The 15714-nt window shown below is 60.8% G+C and carries 13 protein-coding genes; 5 read left to right on the forward strand and 8 right to left on the reverse strand.

Annotated features, from left to right (window positions below):
• Positions 1-19 precede the first annotated feature (19 nt).
• The 3 genes from GGD46_RS06885 (at position 20) to GGD46_RS06895 (ending at position 2947) form a co-directional block, all read left to right on the forward strand.
• A complete protein-coding gene (locus GGD46_RS06885) occupies positions 20-1390 on the forward strand; it encodes a voltage-gated chloride channel family protein (RefSeq protein ID WP_184702977.1) in 1371 nt (456 codons plus the stop codon).
• 23 nt (positions 1391-1413) lie between these two features.
• The gene (gene crcB / locus GGD46_RS06890; protein ID WP_184702978.1) at positions 1414-1803 is read left to right on the forward strand and encodes a fluoride efflux transporter CrcB; all 390 of its coding nucleotides are present in this window, start codon (positions 1414-1416) and stop codon (positions 1801-1803) included.
• Between the two features lie 298 nt (positions 1804-2101).
• Positions 2102-2947, forward strand: coding sequence for an aspartyl/asparaginyl beta-hydroxylase domain-containing protein (locus GGD46_RS06895; RefSeq protein ID WP_184702979.1), 846 nt, complete (start codon positions 2102-2104; stop codon positions 2945-2947).
• A gap of 80 nt (positions 2948-3027) precedes the next feature.
• Here GGD46_RS06895 and GGD46_RS06900 read toward each other — a convergent pair whose 3' ends face one another.
• The 5 genes from GGD46_RS06900 to GGD46_RS06920 form a co-directional block, all read right to left on the reverse strand.
• Positions 3028-4746, reverse strand: a complete 1719-nt coding sequence (locus GGD46_RS06900; RefSeq protein WP_184702980.1) for a flotillin family protein — start codon at positions 4744-4746, stop codon at positions 3028-3030.
• On the reverse strand, positions 4743-5396 hold the full coding sequence (locus GGD46_RS06905) for an OB-fold-containig protein (protein ID WP_184702981.1): 654 nt from the start codon (positions 5394-5396) through the stop codon (positions 4743-4745). The genes GGD46_RS06900 and GGD46_RS06905 overlap by 4 nt, the downstream gene beginning before the upstream one ends.
• Positions 5397-5399: 3 nt before the next feature.
• Complete coding sequence (locus tag GGD46_RS06910; protein WP_184702982.1) at positions 5400-6545, reverse strand: PspA/IM30 family protein; 1146 nt, start codon at positions 6543-6545, stop codon at positions 5400-5402.
• Between the two features lie 244 nt (positions 6546-6789).
• Complete coding sequence (locus GGD46_RS06915) at positions 6790-10113, reverse strand: thiamine pyrophosphate-dependent enzyme (protein ID WP_184702983.1); 3324 nt, start codon at positions 10111-10113, stop codon at positions 6790-6792.
• Between the two features lie 228 nt (positions 10114-10341).
• Complete coding sequence (locus GGD46_RS06920) at positions 10342-11340, reverse strand: sterol desaturase family protein (RefSeq protein ID WP_184702984.1); 999 nt, start codon at positions 11338-11340, stop codon at positions 10342-10344.
• A gap of 137 nt (positions 11341-11477) precedes the next feature.
• On the opposite strand from GGD46_RS06920, the gene aac(6') reads away from it, so the two are divergent.
• Complete coding sequence (gene aac(6') / locus GGD46_RS06925; RefSeq protein ID WP_184702985.1) at positions 11478-11918, forward strand: aminoglycoside 6'-N-acetyltransferase; 441 nt, start codon at positions 11478-11480, stop codon at positions 11916-11918.
• A 21-nt stretch (positions 11919-11939) separates the two neighbouring features.
• On the opposite strand, the gene GGD46_RS06930 is transcribed toward aac(6'), so the two are convergent.
• Entirely contained in the window at positions 11940-12602 is a 663-nt protein-coding gene (locus GGD46_RS06930; protein ID WP_184702986.1) for a GNAT family N-acetyltransferase, read from the reverse strand.
• A gap of 29 nt (positions 12603-12631) precedes the next feature.
• A complete protein-coding gene (locus GGD46_RS06935) occupies positions 12632-13315 on the reverse strand; it encodes a pyridoxamine 5'-phosphate oxidase family protein (protein ID WP_184702987.1) in 684 nt (227 codons plus the stop codon).
• A gap of 94 nt (positions 13316-13409) precedes the next feature.
• On the opposite strand from GGD46_RS06935, the gene GGD46_RS06940 reads away from it, so the two are divergent.
• Positions 13410-14834: a PLP-dependent aminotransferase family protein gene (locus GGD46_RS06940; protein WP_184702988.1), complete on the forward strand. Its 1425-nt coding sequence runs from the start codon at positions 13410-13412 to the stop codon at positions 14832-14834.
• Here GGD46_RS06940 and GGD46_RS06945 read toward each other — a convergent pair.
• Positions 14824-15687, reverse strand: coding sequence for a helix-turn-helix domain-containing protein (locus tag GGD46_RS06945; RefSeq protein ID WP_184702989.1), 864 nt, complete (start codon positions 15685-15687; stop codon positions 14824-14826). The two genes, GGD46_RS06940 and GGD46_RS06945, sit on opposite strands and share 11 nt — an antisense overlap.
• Between the last annotated feature and the right edge of the window lie 27 nt (positions 15688-15714).

Consider the following 15714-nt stretch of genomic DNA (forward strand, 5'->3'; position numbering starts at 1 on the left):
TCGCGGGAGGGGCAAACTGATGTCCGCATCCGCCTATTTTCAGCATCGCTTTCAGCAATTTCGCAGTCTGTTCAAATGGATCCTCCTGGTCGCGCCGATGGCTGTCGTTGTCGGTTCGCTCTGTGCACTGTTTCTGTGGAGCCTGGACAAGGCGACGGCAACGCGCTTCGACCATCCCTGGCTGATCTTCCTGATGCCGGTTGCCGGCTTTCTGATGGTGCTGGTTTACCAGCGCTTCGGCCGCGGTTCCGAAGGCGGCAACAATCTGATTGTCGACCAGATCCATGAGCCGGGCGGCGGCGTGCCGCTGCGCATGGCGCCCTTCATTCTCGTATCCACCGTTCTGACGCATCTGGTTGGCGGCTCGGCGGGGCGCGAGGGCACGGCCGTGCAACTCGGGGGCAGCGTTGCCAGCGCCTTTGCCAAGGTTTTTCGGCTCAGTCATGCCGAGATCCGCGTGCTTCTCATGGCGGGTATCGCCGCCGGTTTCGGTGCGGTCTTCGGCACGCCGATCGCCGGGGCGATCTTTGCGCTCGAAGTGCTGACGATCGGGCGAGTGCAATATGAAGCGCTCATCCCGAGCCTTGCGGCGGCGATCGCGGCGGACTGGACCTGCCACGCGTGGGGTATCGAGCATATCCAGTATCGGATCGGCTATCTTGCGGACACGCCGGCGGGCACTTTCCATCTGGATGCGTTGCTGCTTCTCAAGGTCGGCATAGCCGGCGTGATCTTCGGTCTGGCCGCCCGCTGTTTCAGCGAGGTCTCGCATAGGGCGTCGGCGGCGTTCAAGCGGGTCTGCGCCTATGCGCCGCTGCGGCCCGTTATTGCCAGCGCGATATTGATCGGCCTCGTCTACCTGCTCGGAACGCGACAATATCTGGGGCTTGGCGTCTGGTCGCCCAACCCCGGCGATGCGACGATCCTCGGCTTCTTCGATCCCACCCATGCCGACTATTGGAGCTGGTTCTGGAAGGCGGTCTTCACCATCGTGACACTGAGCGCCGGCTTCAAGGGCGGCGAGGTGACGCCTCTGTTTTTCATTGGTGCTGCGCTCGGCAATGCCCTTGCCGCCGTCCTCGGGGGCCCGGCTGATCTTTTCGCCGGATTGGGTTTTGTCGCCGTCTTTGCCGGAGCGACGAATACACCGCTGGCCTGCATGATCATGGGCATCGAGCTCTTCGGCGCGACGCATACCGTCTATCTCGCCGTCGCCTGCTTCCTTGCCTATATCTGCAGCGGCCATACCAGCATCTATCTGGCGCAGCGGCTTGGCATCGCAAAGAGCGCAGCCTCGGGACCGCTTCCTGCGGATACACCGCTGAGACATATTCGCGATGGCAGCCTGACGGCGCAGCGGGAAGATACCCATAAGATCGAAAAGGCTTGATGTAACGAAGGCTGGAGATTGGCGTGCTCTATTTCATCGTGTTTATCGGTGCCGGGGTCGGCGGCGCCTTCCGCCTTGGCATCAATGAAGTTGCCGACCGTCTGCTCGGCGGGGAGTTTCCCTTCGGCACCCTTGTCATCAATGTCCTCGGGGCCTTCCTCATGGGATTGCTGACGGAGTATTTCTCCTTCCGCGGCGGTGTGTCGCAGGAGGTGCGGCTGTTTCTGACCACAGGCATCCTGGGCGGGTTCACGACGTTTTCGACCTTCGCACTGGAGAGCGTCCTGCTTTGGGAGCGCGGTCAGTGGGTGCCGGCAATTGCCTATATTGCCCTGTCCGTTTTCCTGTCGATCTGTGCGTTAATTGCTGGACTTGCAATTGTCCGGCTAATAATTCAGGCTCAAACTGCATAGTGATGGAGGTCGGCAGATTTCGCCGCATTTCTGTCGATTCTGAGGTGAATGGCTCACGAGAATCGCTGGAGATTCATCCCAGGATGAACCACTGCTCGTTGCGAACGGGCTCTCTTGCGAAATTCGACTATTCAACTCATATAATCGATTATTATGATCACCGCATAACAAAGGAGTCGGGTGTCAATCGGGAAGGGACAGACTGATATCCCAAGCTTCAAGCCTGTTGCCTCCTAGGGATTTGCATGCAGATTCCGTTGGCGAAGATTTCCTCCCTGGACAGCCCTTAAAGACAGACATGACGGAGAGTTCCTTGAGCGCACCTGCTCCCACTTCCAACGAATCGCATACTCCGGAACAGACTTTTGGCACGGCCGGGATCGCGCCCATGGAGCGCGCGAGCGCAATGACGCGCTTCTTCATGGGCATCGTCGCCTGGGCCGAGGGACTCAATCTGAAATACGCCAAGCTTGGCAACCCGCCTGTTTATGACACCAAAACCTTCCCCTGGGCTGCCGAGATCGAGAAGGATTATCCGGCGATCCGTGCGGAGCTTGAGAAGGTGTTGCTGCGCCAGAGCGAACTGCCGACCTTCCAGGACATCTCGACCGATGTGAAGACGATTTCGACCGACACGCGCTGGAAGACCTTCTTCCTCCTCGGTTTCGGCGTGAAGTCCGAGCAGAACATCAAGGCTTGCCCGAATACCTGGGCGGCCGTGCAGAAGATCCCCGGCCTGACGACGGCGATGTTCTCGATCTTCGAGCCGGGCAAGCATCTTCCGGCCCATCGCGGTCCCTATAACGGCGTGCTTCGCCTGCATCTCGGCCTCATCGTGCCGGAGCCGAACGAGAAGCTTGCCATCCGCGTCGACAAGCAGGTTTGCCACTGGCAGGAGGGCAAGGCGCTGATTTTCGACGACGCTTATGAGCATGAAGCCTGGAACCATTCCGACAAGACCCGCGTGGTGCTCTTCGTCGATTTCGTCAAGCCGCTGAAATTCCCGGCCCGCATCGTCAACTGGGCCCTGATGAACCTGGCGATCTTCACGCCCTTCATCAAGGAAGGCCTCGACAATCACAAGGAATGGGAAAAGAAGTTCTACGCCGAAGCCGAGGCGTTCAGAAACCGTCCGAAGCCCTGATTTCATCGGCTGTTTGATTTAGCAAAACCCCGGAATCCCTGCGGATTCCGGGGTTTTGTTTTGTCGATCAGAGGCCCGCGTCAGGCAGGCTTGCTCGCGTCGCCTTCCTCTTCCTCATAGTCTTCTTCTTCCGGCTCGGCTGTCGCGGACTTCCCGTCGAGCTTGCCGAGCAGCGCCGAGATGGCGTTGTCGCCGTCGAAGCCGGCTTCCTTGAGCAGGCGGTCGAGGATCGGCTTGTTGGCCTGGTAGGAGAGAAGCTGGCCGGCAAGACCTTCGCCGAGGCCGACGCCGCTGCCGCCATTCGTGCCGCCGGTGTTGCGGCCGAGCATGCCGCCGGTGTCGAAGATGCGGATGTCGGAGATCTTCTCGATCGGCTTAACCGCTTCGGCAAGAGCGGCGGGCACAATGCGGATGCGCTCGCGGGTGATCTCGAATTCGATGATGGCGGGGCTGAGCTTGTTGCGGGCTTCGTTGAGCAGCGCTTCGCTCTCAGCCGTTGCCTTACCGGTTTCGAGAATACCCTTGGCCTTGATGATCGCGGCATCGGCATCGGCGGTTGCCAGCGTCTTGATGGCATCTGCCTGGTCGATGGCTGCCTGCTTTTCGGCTTCTGCGGCAATCGTAACGGCGGTCGCCTGGGTCTGAGCGCGCTTCTGCGCGTCGATCACTGCGATCTGCTTTTCACGTTCTGCGATCTCAACGGCCTTGGCGGTGCCGACCTTTTCTTCGGCCGCGATGGCGAGTGCGCGGGCAGCCTCTGCCTTCGCCTTGGCTTCCGACTCCTCACGGCTCTTGTTGGAGACCGCGATGGCGCTTTCCTGGGCGACGATCTGAATGTCTCGGCGGGCTTCTGTATCGCGCTGCTGCACGGCTCGGGTCGAGTCGATGTTGGCGGATTCGCGAGCCTGCTTTGCGGCGGCCTCGCGTTCGGCGATCGCCTGTTCGGCGGCGATGCGGGCTTCTTCTTCCGCGCGCTTGGCTGCCTGTTCCTGCTGTGCGGTTTCAGCGCGAGTTGCTGCCGATTTGTTGGCAATGTCACGCTGCTGGTTCAACTCGGCTTCGCGCTTCGTCCGCTCGATGGTGAGGGACTGCTGGCGAGCCTCAAGGTCCTTCTGGGCAATCGCGACTTCGGTATCGCGGACGACCTCATTGCGCTCCTTCTTGCGGGCTTCGGTGACGCGGGTCAGCGCGGCAAGACCGTGGGCATCGAAGAAGTTGTTGGCATTGAAGTGTTTGATATCGGTCTGGTCGAGGCGGGTAAGCGACACCGATTCCAGTTCGAGACCGTTGGACTGCAGGTCGGAACCAACCGCATCCTGCACTGCCTTGACGAAATCCATGCGTTGTTCCTGCAGGGCGTCAAGGTTCATGGTGGCCGCGACCGAGCGAAGGCTGTCGACGAACTTTGCTTCGATCAGCTGACGCAGCTGCTCACTGTCATTGGTGCGGCTGCCGAGTGTCTGTGCGGCAAGGGCGATCGACGAGCTGTCCGGCTTGACGCGGACATAGAACTCGGCACCGATATCGACGCGCATGCGGTCCTTGGTGATCAGCGCGTCGTTTTCGCCGCGCTGAACTTCCAGGCGCAGGGTCTTGAGGTTGACGCGAGCGATCGAGTGGAAGATCGGCAGGACGACGGAACCGCCGTCGAGCACAACTTTTTGACCGCCGAGGCCGGTCCGCACATAGGCTTCATCCCGGCTCGAGCGGACATAGAGCGAGGCAAGGACAAAGCCGATCCCGAGGATCAGGACGAGGCCGATGCCTGCGGGAACGATAAGGTCGTAAAGGTCGGTCATGAATGTTTCTCCGTAGAGGATTTATCACCGGGCTCCACAAGGTCCGATGGGGCGGAAACTGCGATGAAGATGTCGGCCTTGCGGTCGACAAGCAGAACTTTGGCGCCGATCGGCAAGGGACCTTCGCCCTTGGCGGCGCTGGCTCGCAGCTGATGCCAGTTGCCAAAGGCGTCCTTGACGCTGACGCGGCCAGGCAGGCCCTGGTCCAGTGGGCCGATGGTAACCGTGCCGGTACGACCGACGAAATCGGCGCTGTCGACGGCATAGGTTTCATCGCGTGGAATGAGCCGCGCGATGGTGCGGGTTGAGCCTCTTACCAGCGGAATGGTCAGAGCCGTGGCGGGAATGACCGCGACGATTGCCGGCAGTGGTGCAGAGATACTGTCGGCGACCGTCTGCACGGCGAAGCCGGTGATGGCAAACATGCCGAGCAGCAGCATGATCAGGATCAGCAGCGGCACGCCGCCGATATTGATCCGGGAGAGCAGGCCGGCGAGCGCACCATCGTGACCATCGAAATGCGGCTTACCGATGAGTTCGCTCAGCGAGAAGCCGAGCAGCATCGACAGGATTTCGATTGCCGTCAGTCCGATCAGGATCATTGCCGCAATGGCAAAAGGCGCACATTCGGGTGCGAGAAACAGGTGCATCGTTTACTGGCCACTGGCCTTGAAGCGGGCAAGGCGTGCTTCGATAGCCTGCTCCCGGTGCAGGCGGTCGAGCTCATCGAGCTCGGCGCTGGTGGTGGGCTCGCCCGCCGGTACGCCCGTCAGGCGAGAAACTGCCGACGCCGCGCGAGCTGCGCCGACGCTAGGCGATACATGTGGCTTTCCGCCGCTTGTCTCCTCCGGCGCATGGCGGGTGACGCTGCGCTTGAAGTCGACGAGCCGGGCTTCCGCCTCGCGGCGTGTGGCGAGAATGGCTTGTAGCGCCTTCTGGCCCTCGTCGATCTGCTCGTGGGAATCCGCCAGCGCCTTGTCAAGCGCGGCGATCTGAGCTTCCAGGTCGATCTGGCGGGCTACGCCGGCCTTGGCGAGATCGTCGCGATCGGCGGAAACGGCGAGCCGTATTTTCTCGTCGAGGGCTGAGAGGTCATCGGCGATTTCAGTACGGCGGCTCTGGATGCGATATTCCTCGGCGCGCGCCTTGCCCAGATCTGTGCGTGCATCGTCTGCGGCCGCATCGATCTCGCGTAGCGCCTGCTCGATGACTGCGATCTTGTTCGCGCCTTCCACCTTGTCGATGGCGGTGTTGGCGAGGCCGGCGATCAGCCGCCCCATGCGGGAAAGAATGCCTTCATTCGTCATGGTGTTTTCCTCCGTTCGGGGGGAGTTGGGCGTTACGCCGATGTGAATCTCGTAGCGGCCGTCATCGGCGATCAAATAGGCGGGAAAGACGCTCTCCCAGCCCTTGAAATAACCGGCCACGTCGAAGGGCACGGCAAAGCGGCCGCGCACCGTCGAGATTGTCAGGTCCGACGGACCCTTGATGGCAAAAAGCTTCTCGTCGAGGGGCAGGCGGTTGATCGCCGTCAACGCCCCTCGGCCTGCCGCGAAGTCCCGCAGGCCGAGCGTGACGAGACGCGCGGGCAAAGCGGTGCGTTCGCGGATGGTTTCATAGGCAAGGTCATGAAGCCTGACGAGGTTCGAACCGGCTCTGTCCGGAACGATCTCTGCCAAAAGTGTCATCATCTGCCTATATGCGGCGAAGGTCTCATCCATCGCCTGTTGTGCTTCTGCATCGGGCGCGAGTTCATACCGCAGATCCGTTGCGTGCGATGGAGCGGGTGTCTTAGCCATGCATCTCAAGTAAAGCACCGCTCAAGTGCTTTTCAAGGCCTTGCATCAGCAAACATGAATGAATTGTAGTGAAAGATGGGCCGCATAAGTTGCAAAAACTTGATGCTTCGCGCTCTCTATGGAAGATCGCAGCCGATAGCAACTCCCGTTTGTGTGGAAGTTGCTCCCCAACGTGCCGTATCCAGCCGATGCCGCGCCCCGGTCAGGGCGAAGCATCGTTTTCGGATTGAGGTCTAAGGGCTGACTACTTGATCGTGCGGACGATCGCCGCGCCTGAGGTCATGCCGCCGCCGAAAGCGACGAGGCCCAGGCTGAGCGGCTCGGATCGTTCATGGGCGACATGCATCATGGCGAGCGGGATGCTCGAAGAGCTGGTGTTGCCGTAGTTCTCGATCACGCTCAGAGCGGGACGACCGCTGCGCTTGGCGATGGTGTCGATGATGCGCTGGTTGGCCTGATGTGGCACGAGCAGATCGAGATTGGCAAGCTCGATACCAGCATCGACGCAGGCATCCTCGATCGATCGGGACATGGAGTGGACGGCTTCGGTGAAGACCGTACGGCCATTCATGGCGATGACGCCATCATCCGGCAGCGGTACATAGAGAAGATCGCCCGGCTCGGGCCGCCCGCTGATCGTGGGACGGCTTGCTGCGAATATGGGGTTGCGCGCCATTTCGCGGGTCGTCACCAGGCTCGCAGTTGCGGCATCGCCGAACAGGATGGCAGTGGAGAAATCCTTCATGTCGAGCAGTGGCGACAGGACTTCGGAGGTGACGATCAGCACCTTTGCGTCGTTCTGCTGCGCAATGAAATCATAGGCTTGCTGCAGAGCGTAAAGATAACCGGAGCAGGCAGCGCCCATGTCGTAAGCGGCCAGAGATGGCCGGACGCCGTCTTCCGCGACGGCGACGGCAACGCGGCTTGCGAGCGACGGCGTCGCGATATCAGGCGTGCCCGTTGCTGCTATGACCAGATCGATGTCGTGGATCGTCATCTGGGTCTGGCGAAGCAGATCGCGCACGGCCTTGGTCGCAAGGCTAAGCGTACCTTCGCCGGGAGCAACCCAGTAGCGGCTCTTGATGCCGGTCAAGGCAAAGATCTCTTCCGCGCGCCGGTTCGGCCAGTGATGGATGATGTCTTCGTTGGCGACGCGGCGCCCGCCTGTCGCATAGCCAATGCCGCTGACCGCGATCTCCGAGAAGCTGCCGGAATGGCGGCGCAGCGTCGGGATGGCATGCGATTTCAGGCGGCGCAGCACGAATTTGTTCTGGACTTCCGAGGCAAGTGCGAAGTTGCGTTCGCTGCTCTCGCGGTTTGCGTCGACAGTCAGAAGCGGGCTGTCGGTCGCGATCTGATCGCCGACCCTGGCGAAGACTTCCTGGACGACGCCACCGATATTGGCGCAGATCTCAACCGAGGCCTTCGTTGCCTCGACGACCGCCACGAGCTGGCCGACTTCGATCGTGTCGCCGGGCTTGACCAGCAGATCGGTGATCAGCACGTTTTCGTCGGCCGGGCCGGAGCCGATTGCCTTGATGGCGGCAGTCGGGCCGCTGTCGTCCTCTTCGTGCCAGGTCACTTCGCATTCGAGAACTTCGGCCATCAAATCCACAAGCTTGCTGTAGGAAGGCAAGGTCTCGAGCTGATTGCGGAAATTGAACGGGACGTGGGCGTCCGAGCGGGCAAGCCTGCGCACGACGACCGGCACATCGGTCTTTTCGGTAACCGTAGCAACGATTTCCGCGCCCATGCCGACTGTGCGGTTGTCTTCATGGACGACGATCAGGCGGCGCGTGCGCCGGGCGCTGGCCAATACCTCTTTTTCGTCCCAGGGCGAAATCGAGCGAAGGTCAAGCACTTCCACGGAGAAGCCCTGAGCTTCGAAAGCCTTGGCCGCATTGGCGCATAGCGAGACGGTATTGCCGTAGCTGACGAGCGTCAGGTCACGGCCGCGGGCGACATGGCGCGAAAGTCCGGGGTGGACGAAATGCTTGTCGAGGTCGGGCGAGGTGCGGCCGTCGGAATTGTTGAGCACCGCCTTGGGATACATGAAGACGGTGGGACGCCGCGATTGGAAGGCGGCATTGAGCAGACCGGCGGCGTCGCCGGCGCTGGATGGCATGACGACGTCTATGCCGGGCGTGTGCGCTAGCAAGCTCTCGAAGCTCTGAGCGTGGAACGGGCCGAGGCCTGGCTTGTAGCCGCCGCAGCTGACCATCAGGATGACCGGGGCTTCCCAGGCGCCATTCGTGCGCCAGAACATGCTGCCCATTTCCGAGACGATCTGGTTGTAGGCGAGCGGCAAGAAATCGGCGAACTGCAGGAAGGCGACGGGACGCTGCCCTGCAAGTGCGCGACCGACGGCGGTTCCGACGATCGTAGATTCGGTCAGCGCGGCGTTGCGCACGCGGTCCGGATATTTCGTGCTGAGGCCACGGGTGACGCCGAAGACGTCGCCCTTCGGGTCTTCGATGTCCTGGCCGAACAGTACGACGTCGGGATTGGCGGCGAGCTGACGTTCCAGCACGTCGTTCAATGCCTCACGCATTGTCAGTGTCGCTTCGCGTTCGTTGCCGCGATATTCCGCTGCTTTGCTGAAGGATGCGGGGTAGGGAGCCTTTGCTTCCGGCTCGACCTTGGGCGCATCTTCCTTGCGGGCGAGGTTGGCCTCGACCTGCACCTCGGCCGTCAGCTCCTGCTCGATCATTTCAAGCTCGCCGGTATTGATGCCGGCATCTTTCAACAGCGCGCGCAGATTGGGAAGCGGATCACGGGTGGAGCTCGCTTCGATCTCCAGTGTTGTGCGGTAAGTCTTTTGATCGTCGGCGTTGGTGTGGTCGGACAGGCGCTCGACATTGAGAAGCACGATGCTCGGTGCGCGGCTCTCGCGGCTTTGGCGAACGGCCTTGCGGAAAGCCTCACGTGAGGCTGTCAGATCATCGCCGTCAGTGCGAATGATGTCTACGCCGTAAAACGAGGAGGCGGGGCCACCGGGCAGATCGAAGAAAGTCTGCTTACTCGTCCGTGTGGAGATCGAGAAACTATTGTCTTCAATGACGAAGACGACCGGGGACTGGTTGCGTACGGCCTCGGCCACGGCCTCGACGAACTCGCCCTGCTGGGTCGTGCCGTCGCCGACGCAACAGATCGCGATCGGCTTGCCGGATCTGTTTTTCAGCGCCGCGCCGACGCCGGCTGCGTGCAACGCATTATTGCCGACCGGGCCGACGATCGACGTGATGTTGAGAGCGCGCGATGAAAGGTGTGCGCTCATCTGCCGGCCGGCGGAATGGGAATTGGCGGTGGCGAGAAGACTTGAGAAAAATTCGCGAATTGGCATGCCGCGTGCCAGCATCAGTGCCTTGTCGCGATAGTGAAGGTGCAGCCAGTCGTCTTCCTGGAGGAATTCGTTGAGCAACGCCGTCGACTCATGTCCGGCGCCGGAAACATGGAAATGTGCTATGCCTTGCTTGATGAGTTCTCGCTCAAGGCGGTCTATCTCTCTAGAAACATAAAATATTCTATGAAGTTGCTTGAGGTATTCTGTGCTGAACCTCCCTTCCATCTCAATGATTTTCCTAATCTTTCATCACGAACAATTTGCGTGGACCTAGGTAATCCCCTGGGGGGGCTTTTTCAATACACGTTAAATGACAATATCTTCCCGGTTTGAAACGCAATTGCGTGCGTTGTCGGGTCGAAATTTTTCGGAATGTTGCTATCCACAGTGCAAACGGGGCGGACCGACGGGAGGTTGGGCCGACACCTCCCGACGTTCCAGTGCCGCGTATTTCTAGCTGCTTTTGCGCATTGGTCTGCCGTCGCGCCGGGCCGCCGCCGCTGCAGCCTTTGCCGCTTGCTCTTCCTTTAGAATGAGCTCCTTGGGCTTCTTGCCGATGATTTCCTTGCGGCCCTTCTTGGAGAAGGGCTGCGCGATCTGAGCAAGGAAGCCCTTGGCGACCTTGCCGGTGATGCCGATATCTGTGGAGGAAGGGCGCGGCGGATTGTAGAAAGTGCCGAGGAGCTGATCCCAGATCACAAGATTTTCGCCGTAGTTCGTATTGCCCTCCGAAAGCAGCTTGGAATGATGCCAGCGATGCAGGCGCGGCGTTGAGAATATCCAGTCGAGCGGGCCGGTACGCATATCGACATTGCAGTGGGTGAGCAGGCCAATGGTGGCTGTCACGGCGCCGATCCATAAGAAGACAGGCAGCGGCGCGCCGAGCAGATAGAGCGGAATCTGGCTGAGCGCGATCTTGAACAGCGAGTCGATGATATGGAAGCGGCCGGTGTTGATGACCCAAAGCCGCTCGACGCTGTGATGCAGCGCATGAAAGCGCCAAAGCGACAAATGCTCATGGGCAAGGCGATGCGCCATGTAGAGGCCGAACTCGGCGATGACGAGGCCGAGAGCCACCTGGAAGATCATCGGCCACTGGTCCGGCCAGAAGCGTGAGTGATAGCTCAGCACCGGCTGCGCGACGGTCGCCACGGCCATGGGGAAGGATGTGCCGATGGCGGCGGCAATCTGAACGCCGCCTTTGCTCAGCAGCGTATGGGCGATATCGTTGAAGGTTTCGCCATCGCGCTTCTGCCAGGTTTTCTCGTAGGGCATCAGCCGCTCGAAAAGCGCGATCACCGCAACGGTCGAGAGATAGGTGACATTGAACCAGAGGAGATGCATGTTCGATTCGAAGGCGAAATAAGCGCCAATCAAACCACCGCAGAAGATCGCCGGCCATAGAAGGGCTGAAACAGCAGCGTAAAGACGCGAACTGCTTTGAAATGTCATGCCATCGTCCTCAGATATTGGTCATCGAATAATCTTCGCGTGAGCAAGCGCGATATGTAGCGTGATGATTGTGGAGTCGAAAGTGAAATTTTTCCGGCCTCACTGGTCGTCTGCAAAAACGTTGAGGGGGTATTGGCATGCGGATAGAGATTGCTGGAGATCGGCATTGGGATGCTTGGGCGCGTTTGCGCGCCGAGCTTTGGCCCCATCGTTCGCTCGAATATCATCGCTCCGAGATCGAAGAGATTTGTTCGGCTGAGGGCAGTGTTGGGTTTGTCGCGATCGATGCTCTGGGCCATGCTGTCGGTTTTGCCGAAGCGACATTACGGCACGATTACGTCAACGGCTGTGAAACCTCGCCAGTTCTGTTTCTCGAGGGGATCTATGTTCGCCATGAGGACCGACGCAAGGGTGTGGCCAGCGCGCTTTGTCAGGCCGTTGCCGGCTGGGGAAGGGCAGCTGGCTGTTCCGAATTTGCTTCCGATGCGCTGATCGACAATCTCGAAAGCCATGCATTTCACGCCGCGCTTGGCTTCGTGGAAACCCAGCGCGTCGTTTATTTTCGCAAGCCTGCGTAGCGAGAACCGCCGCCTGCTGGTCTATCCAAACGTCAGTTTGGTCTTCTGCTGGCCTGCCTCATCGAAATTCGCAGGATCCAGCCAGCGCTCATAGCCGGCCTTCAGCTTCGGCCAGTCGGCATCGATCATGGCAAACCAGGCGGTATCCCGGTTCTTGCCCTTGGCGACCATATGCTGGCGGAAGATACCCTCGAAGGTGAAGCCGAAACGTTGGGCGGCGCGCTTCGACGGCTCGTTGAGATTATGGCACTTCCATTCGAATCTGCGATATCCGAGCGTGTCGAAGACGTAGGATGCGAAGAGATGGAGCGTTTCGGTCGTTACCCGGCTGCGGGCGATCGCTGGCCCCCAGAGAATGCTGCCGATCTCGATGACGCCATGTGTGCTGTCGATCCGCATCAATGCCTGCCGGCCCTCGACACGGCCGGTTCGCTTGTCGATCGTTGCGAAGAACAGGGGATCGGTGCCTGAGGAGGCTTTCTCAAGCCAGGGAGAAAAGGCTGCATAATCGGCTGGAGCGTCTTCGAAGAGATAGCGGAAGCGATCGCCGGCGCCGGGGGCTTGAGCCGAGGCAAACAGCTCGGCACCATGGCGTGTCGGATCGAGCGGTTCGATCCTGACATAGCGACCTTCGAGGGTGGTCCGTTCGGGGCGAGACACGCCGCTCCAGTTGGCAAGATCCATATTAACGTCCTTTGGTCTTCGAATGCAGGTCAGCGAATTCGGCCTGATGCTATCAGGTCTACCAGCGCTTGTGGTAGCTCAATATTGCTGGGCATGCCGGGCGCGGTTTCCGGCGTTGCCAGATGGCTTGTTATCGGCAATACGCCGGCCCAGACCGGATAATCCGCTTCGTCGATGTCGCCCGGCGGAGCGTTGCGGACCTTGGCGGTGGCTTCGTCGATTCTCATCCGCAGCACCGATGTCGCCTTGACCTCCTGCGTGGTCATCGGCCGCAGGGTGTCCCACCGTCCCGGAAACAGGTCCTCGATGAGTTGGCGCAGAGCATGGTTCTTTTCGTCGGGATCGTCGACCAGCCGAGCCGTACCGAAGACCATCGCCGAGCGATAGTTGACCGAATGATTGAAGGCGGAGCGGGCAAGCACATAGCCATCCATGATGCTGCAGGTCAGGCAGACCGACATGTCCTCGGCAGCGCGCAGGAATCGGCTGGCGGAGGAGCCGTGCCAGTAGACATAGTCGCCTTCGCGCCAATGCAGGGTCGGCGTCACATAGGGGGCGCCGCTGATGACATAACCGACGTGACAGAGGGGCGAGGCATCCAGAATGGTATGGACGTCCGCGCGGGCATGGGTGCCGCGTTTCGGGCTTCGCCGCACGCGTGTCCGTTCTGTGGTGGGGTAGTCCGCTGTTGATGGTGGCAGGTGATCGCTCATGGCCTCTTCTCCGTTGTGCCATTGATCTCTGTCAGCAAAGAGGTATGATATAAACAGCCAGTTTTTCAATTTTGAGCAGACCAGTTGAGGCCTCATGGTATCCGTGGTGCAATGGGCCGATATCGACCGTGCCGCCGGCGATCTTGAGGGGCAAGTCTATCGCGTGGTGCGCGATCGTATCCTGCATGGCCAAATGGCGGCGGGACAGCGCCTGCCTTCAACGCGGGCGTTGGCGATTGCTCTCAGTGTCGCGCGTTCGACTGTCGTCAGCGCCTATGACCGCTTGAAAGCGGAAGGCTATCTGCAGTCGACGACAGGGGCGGCGACCCGGGTCGCGGCGTTCCCGTCACCGTTGCTGGGGCAGTCCGTGACGCTCAGGTCCAAGCTGCCTCAGGCCACGGAGTTCGCCACCGGGGGATTGTTCGAACCCGGCGTTCCCGATGTCGAGGCGTTTCCCCATGCCGCCTGGGCACGCTATCTCGGCGCGCGCGGCCGTTCGCTGCGGGTGCACGATCTCGGCTACGGCGCGCATGGCGGCATCCGCGAGCTGCGGGAAGCGATCCTCGACCACATCGCAACGACGCGCGGCGTGATTGCAAGGCCCGAACAGGTGGTGATCGTTCCGACAACGGGTGCGGCGATCAATCTGCTGACCAGCATTCTGCTTTGGGCAGACCATCCGAATGACGGCGTCGCCTGGATCGAGGATCCGGGCTATGCCACGGCGCACGCATTGCTCCGGATGGCAGGCGCGACGATGGTGCCTGTCCCTTGCGATGCCGAGGGGATCGACATCGGACGTGCGGTTGGGCCGCCGCCTCGGCTTATCTACGTCACGCCGTCGCACCAGTATCCGACCGGCGCAACGATGAGCCTTTCCCGTCGCCTTGCATTGCTCGAATTTGCGCGCACCAGGGGTGCGATCGTGATCGAGGACGACTACGACAGCGAATTTCAATATGAGTCTCGCCCGATTGCCGCGTTGCAAGGGATCGACCGCGGAGAGGTCGTCGCCTATCTCGGCACGTTTTCCAAAACCCTCGCGCCCGGGCTGCGCGTCGCCTACGCCGTGGTGCCTTCAAGGCTGGTGGCGTCCGTCGAGGCGGCGCAGCGGCTGAGAGGCGCGATCGTGCCGGTTCATATTCAGGCGGCGCTTGCTGACTTTATCCGCGAGGGGCGTTTTCGCGCCCATCTGCGCCGCATGAATGGTGTTTATGCCGAGCGCATGGCAGCTTCCGTTGCCGCTCTCAACAGCCATTGTGGCGCGTGGCTTTGCGTCGGCGCCGGGACGGGAGGGCTGCAGCTGGCAAGCTGGTTCCGGGATGAAGCCGTCGATGACCTTGCGGCGATGCGTAGCGTCAATGCTCACGGCTTCGCGCTGCGGGCGATGTCGTCGCTGCATCTGGGGCCGGCGCGGCCTGGCCTGCTGTTCGGCATCGCCCGAATGGGCGCCGAGGGGGCGGACGCGGCGGCGGCGAGAATCGCAAATGCGCTGGCGACTTCATCCGTCAGCGGCTGACGAACATAGCCCTGTATTCGCGCGGCGTCATGCCTTTCAGCGCCTTGAATTGCCGGTTGAAGTTGGCAAGCGAGGCGTAGCCGACGGCATCGCTGATGTGATGAATGGCCTGCTCCGTGGATGAGAGGCGGGCGCATGCGTCGCCGATGCGCATGCGCATCAGATAGTCGGAAATGGCCACGCCAGTGTGGCGCCGAAACATGCGATGCAGGCCGGAGACGCTGAGCGCGGCGATATCCGCCAGCTCGCCAAGGCTGATCGCATGGGCATAGTGAAGATGCATATGCGTCAGCACGCGGTCGATGCGTTCGCGGCTTTCCCTGGCGTCCGGCGCTTGAGCGGGCGTGCTAGCGAGCGGCATTGCCTGCCGGTCCTCCGCCACTGTGACGAGAATACCGAGCAGTGACAGAAGGCGTTCGACCGGCGGCTTTTCGAAGATCGTCTCGAAGGCTGGCCGCACGGCTGCGGCGACATCATTCGAAAAGTGAAGGCCGTTGTCGCCACGCCGCAGCATTGCCTCGACGGGTCGAAATTCTACGGCTCCGCCCGTCATCTGCAACAGCCAATCGCGATGGAACCAGAGCACGAGCGCGATGTGCGGTTTCTTCTCCTCGATCTTGGCCCGTGAGGCCCAGCTGTGCGGCAGGTTGGGGCCGACCAGCACGAGATCGCCGTCTTCATATTCGCCGCTGTGATCGCCGATGAAGCGCTGGCCGATCGAGTTCAGCGTCAGGGTCAGTTCGAATTCCGGATGATGATGCCATTGGAAAGGAATGCAATCGTCCAGCCTGCGGTTCAGCATGCTCCACGATGCCTCAGGTGGGCGAGACAGGACTTCGAGATAGGGCCTCATAGCGCGTCCATAGGATAACGAAGGCCA

The sequence above is a fragment of the Martinezella lusitana genome (assembly GCF_014207095.1).
In the GTDB taxonomy this organism is placed as follows: Bacteria; Pseudomonadota; Alphaproteobacteria; order Rhizobiales; family Rhizobiaceae; genus Rhizobium; species Rhizobium lusitanum_B.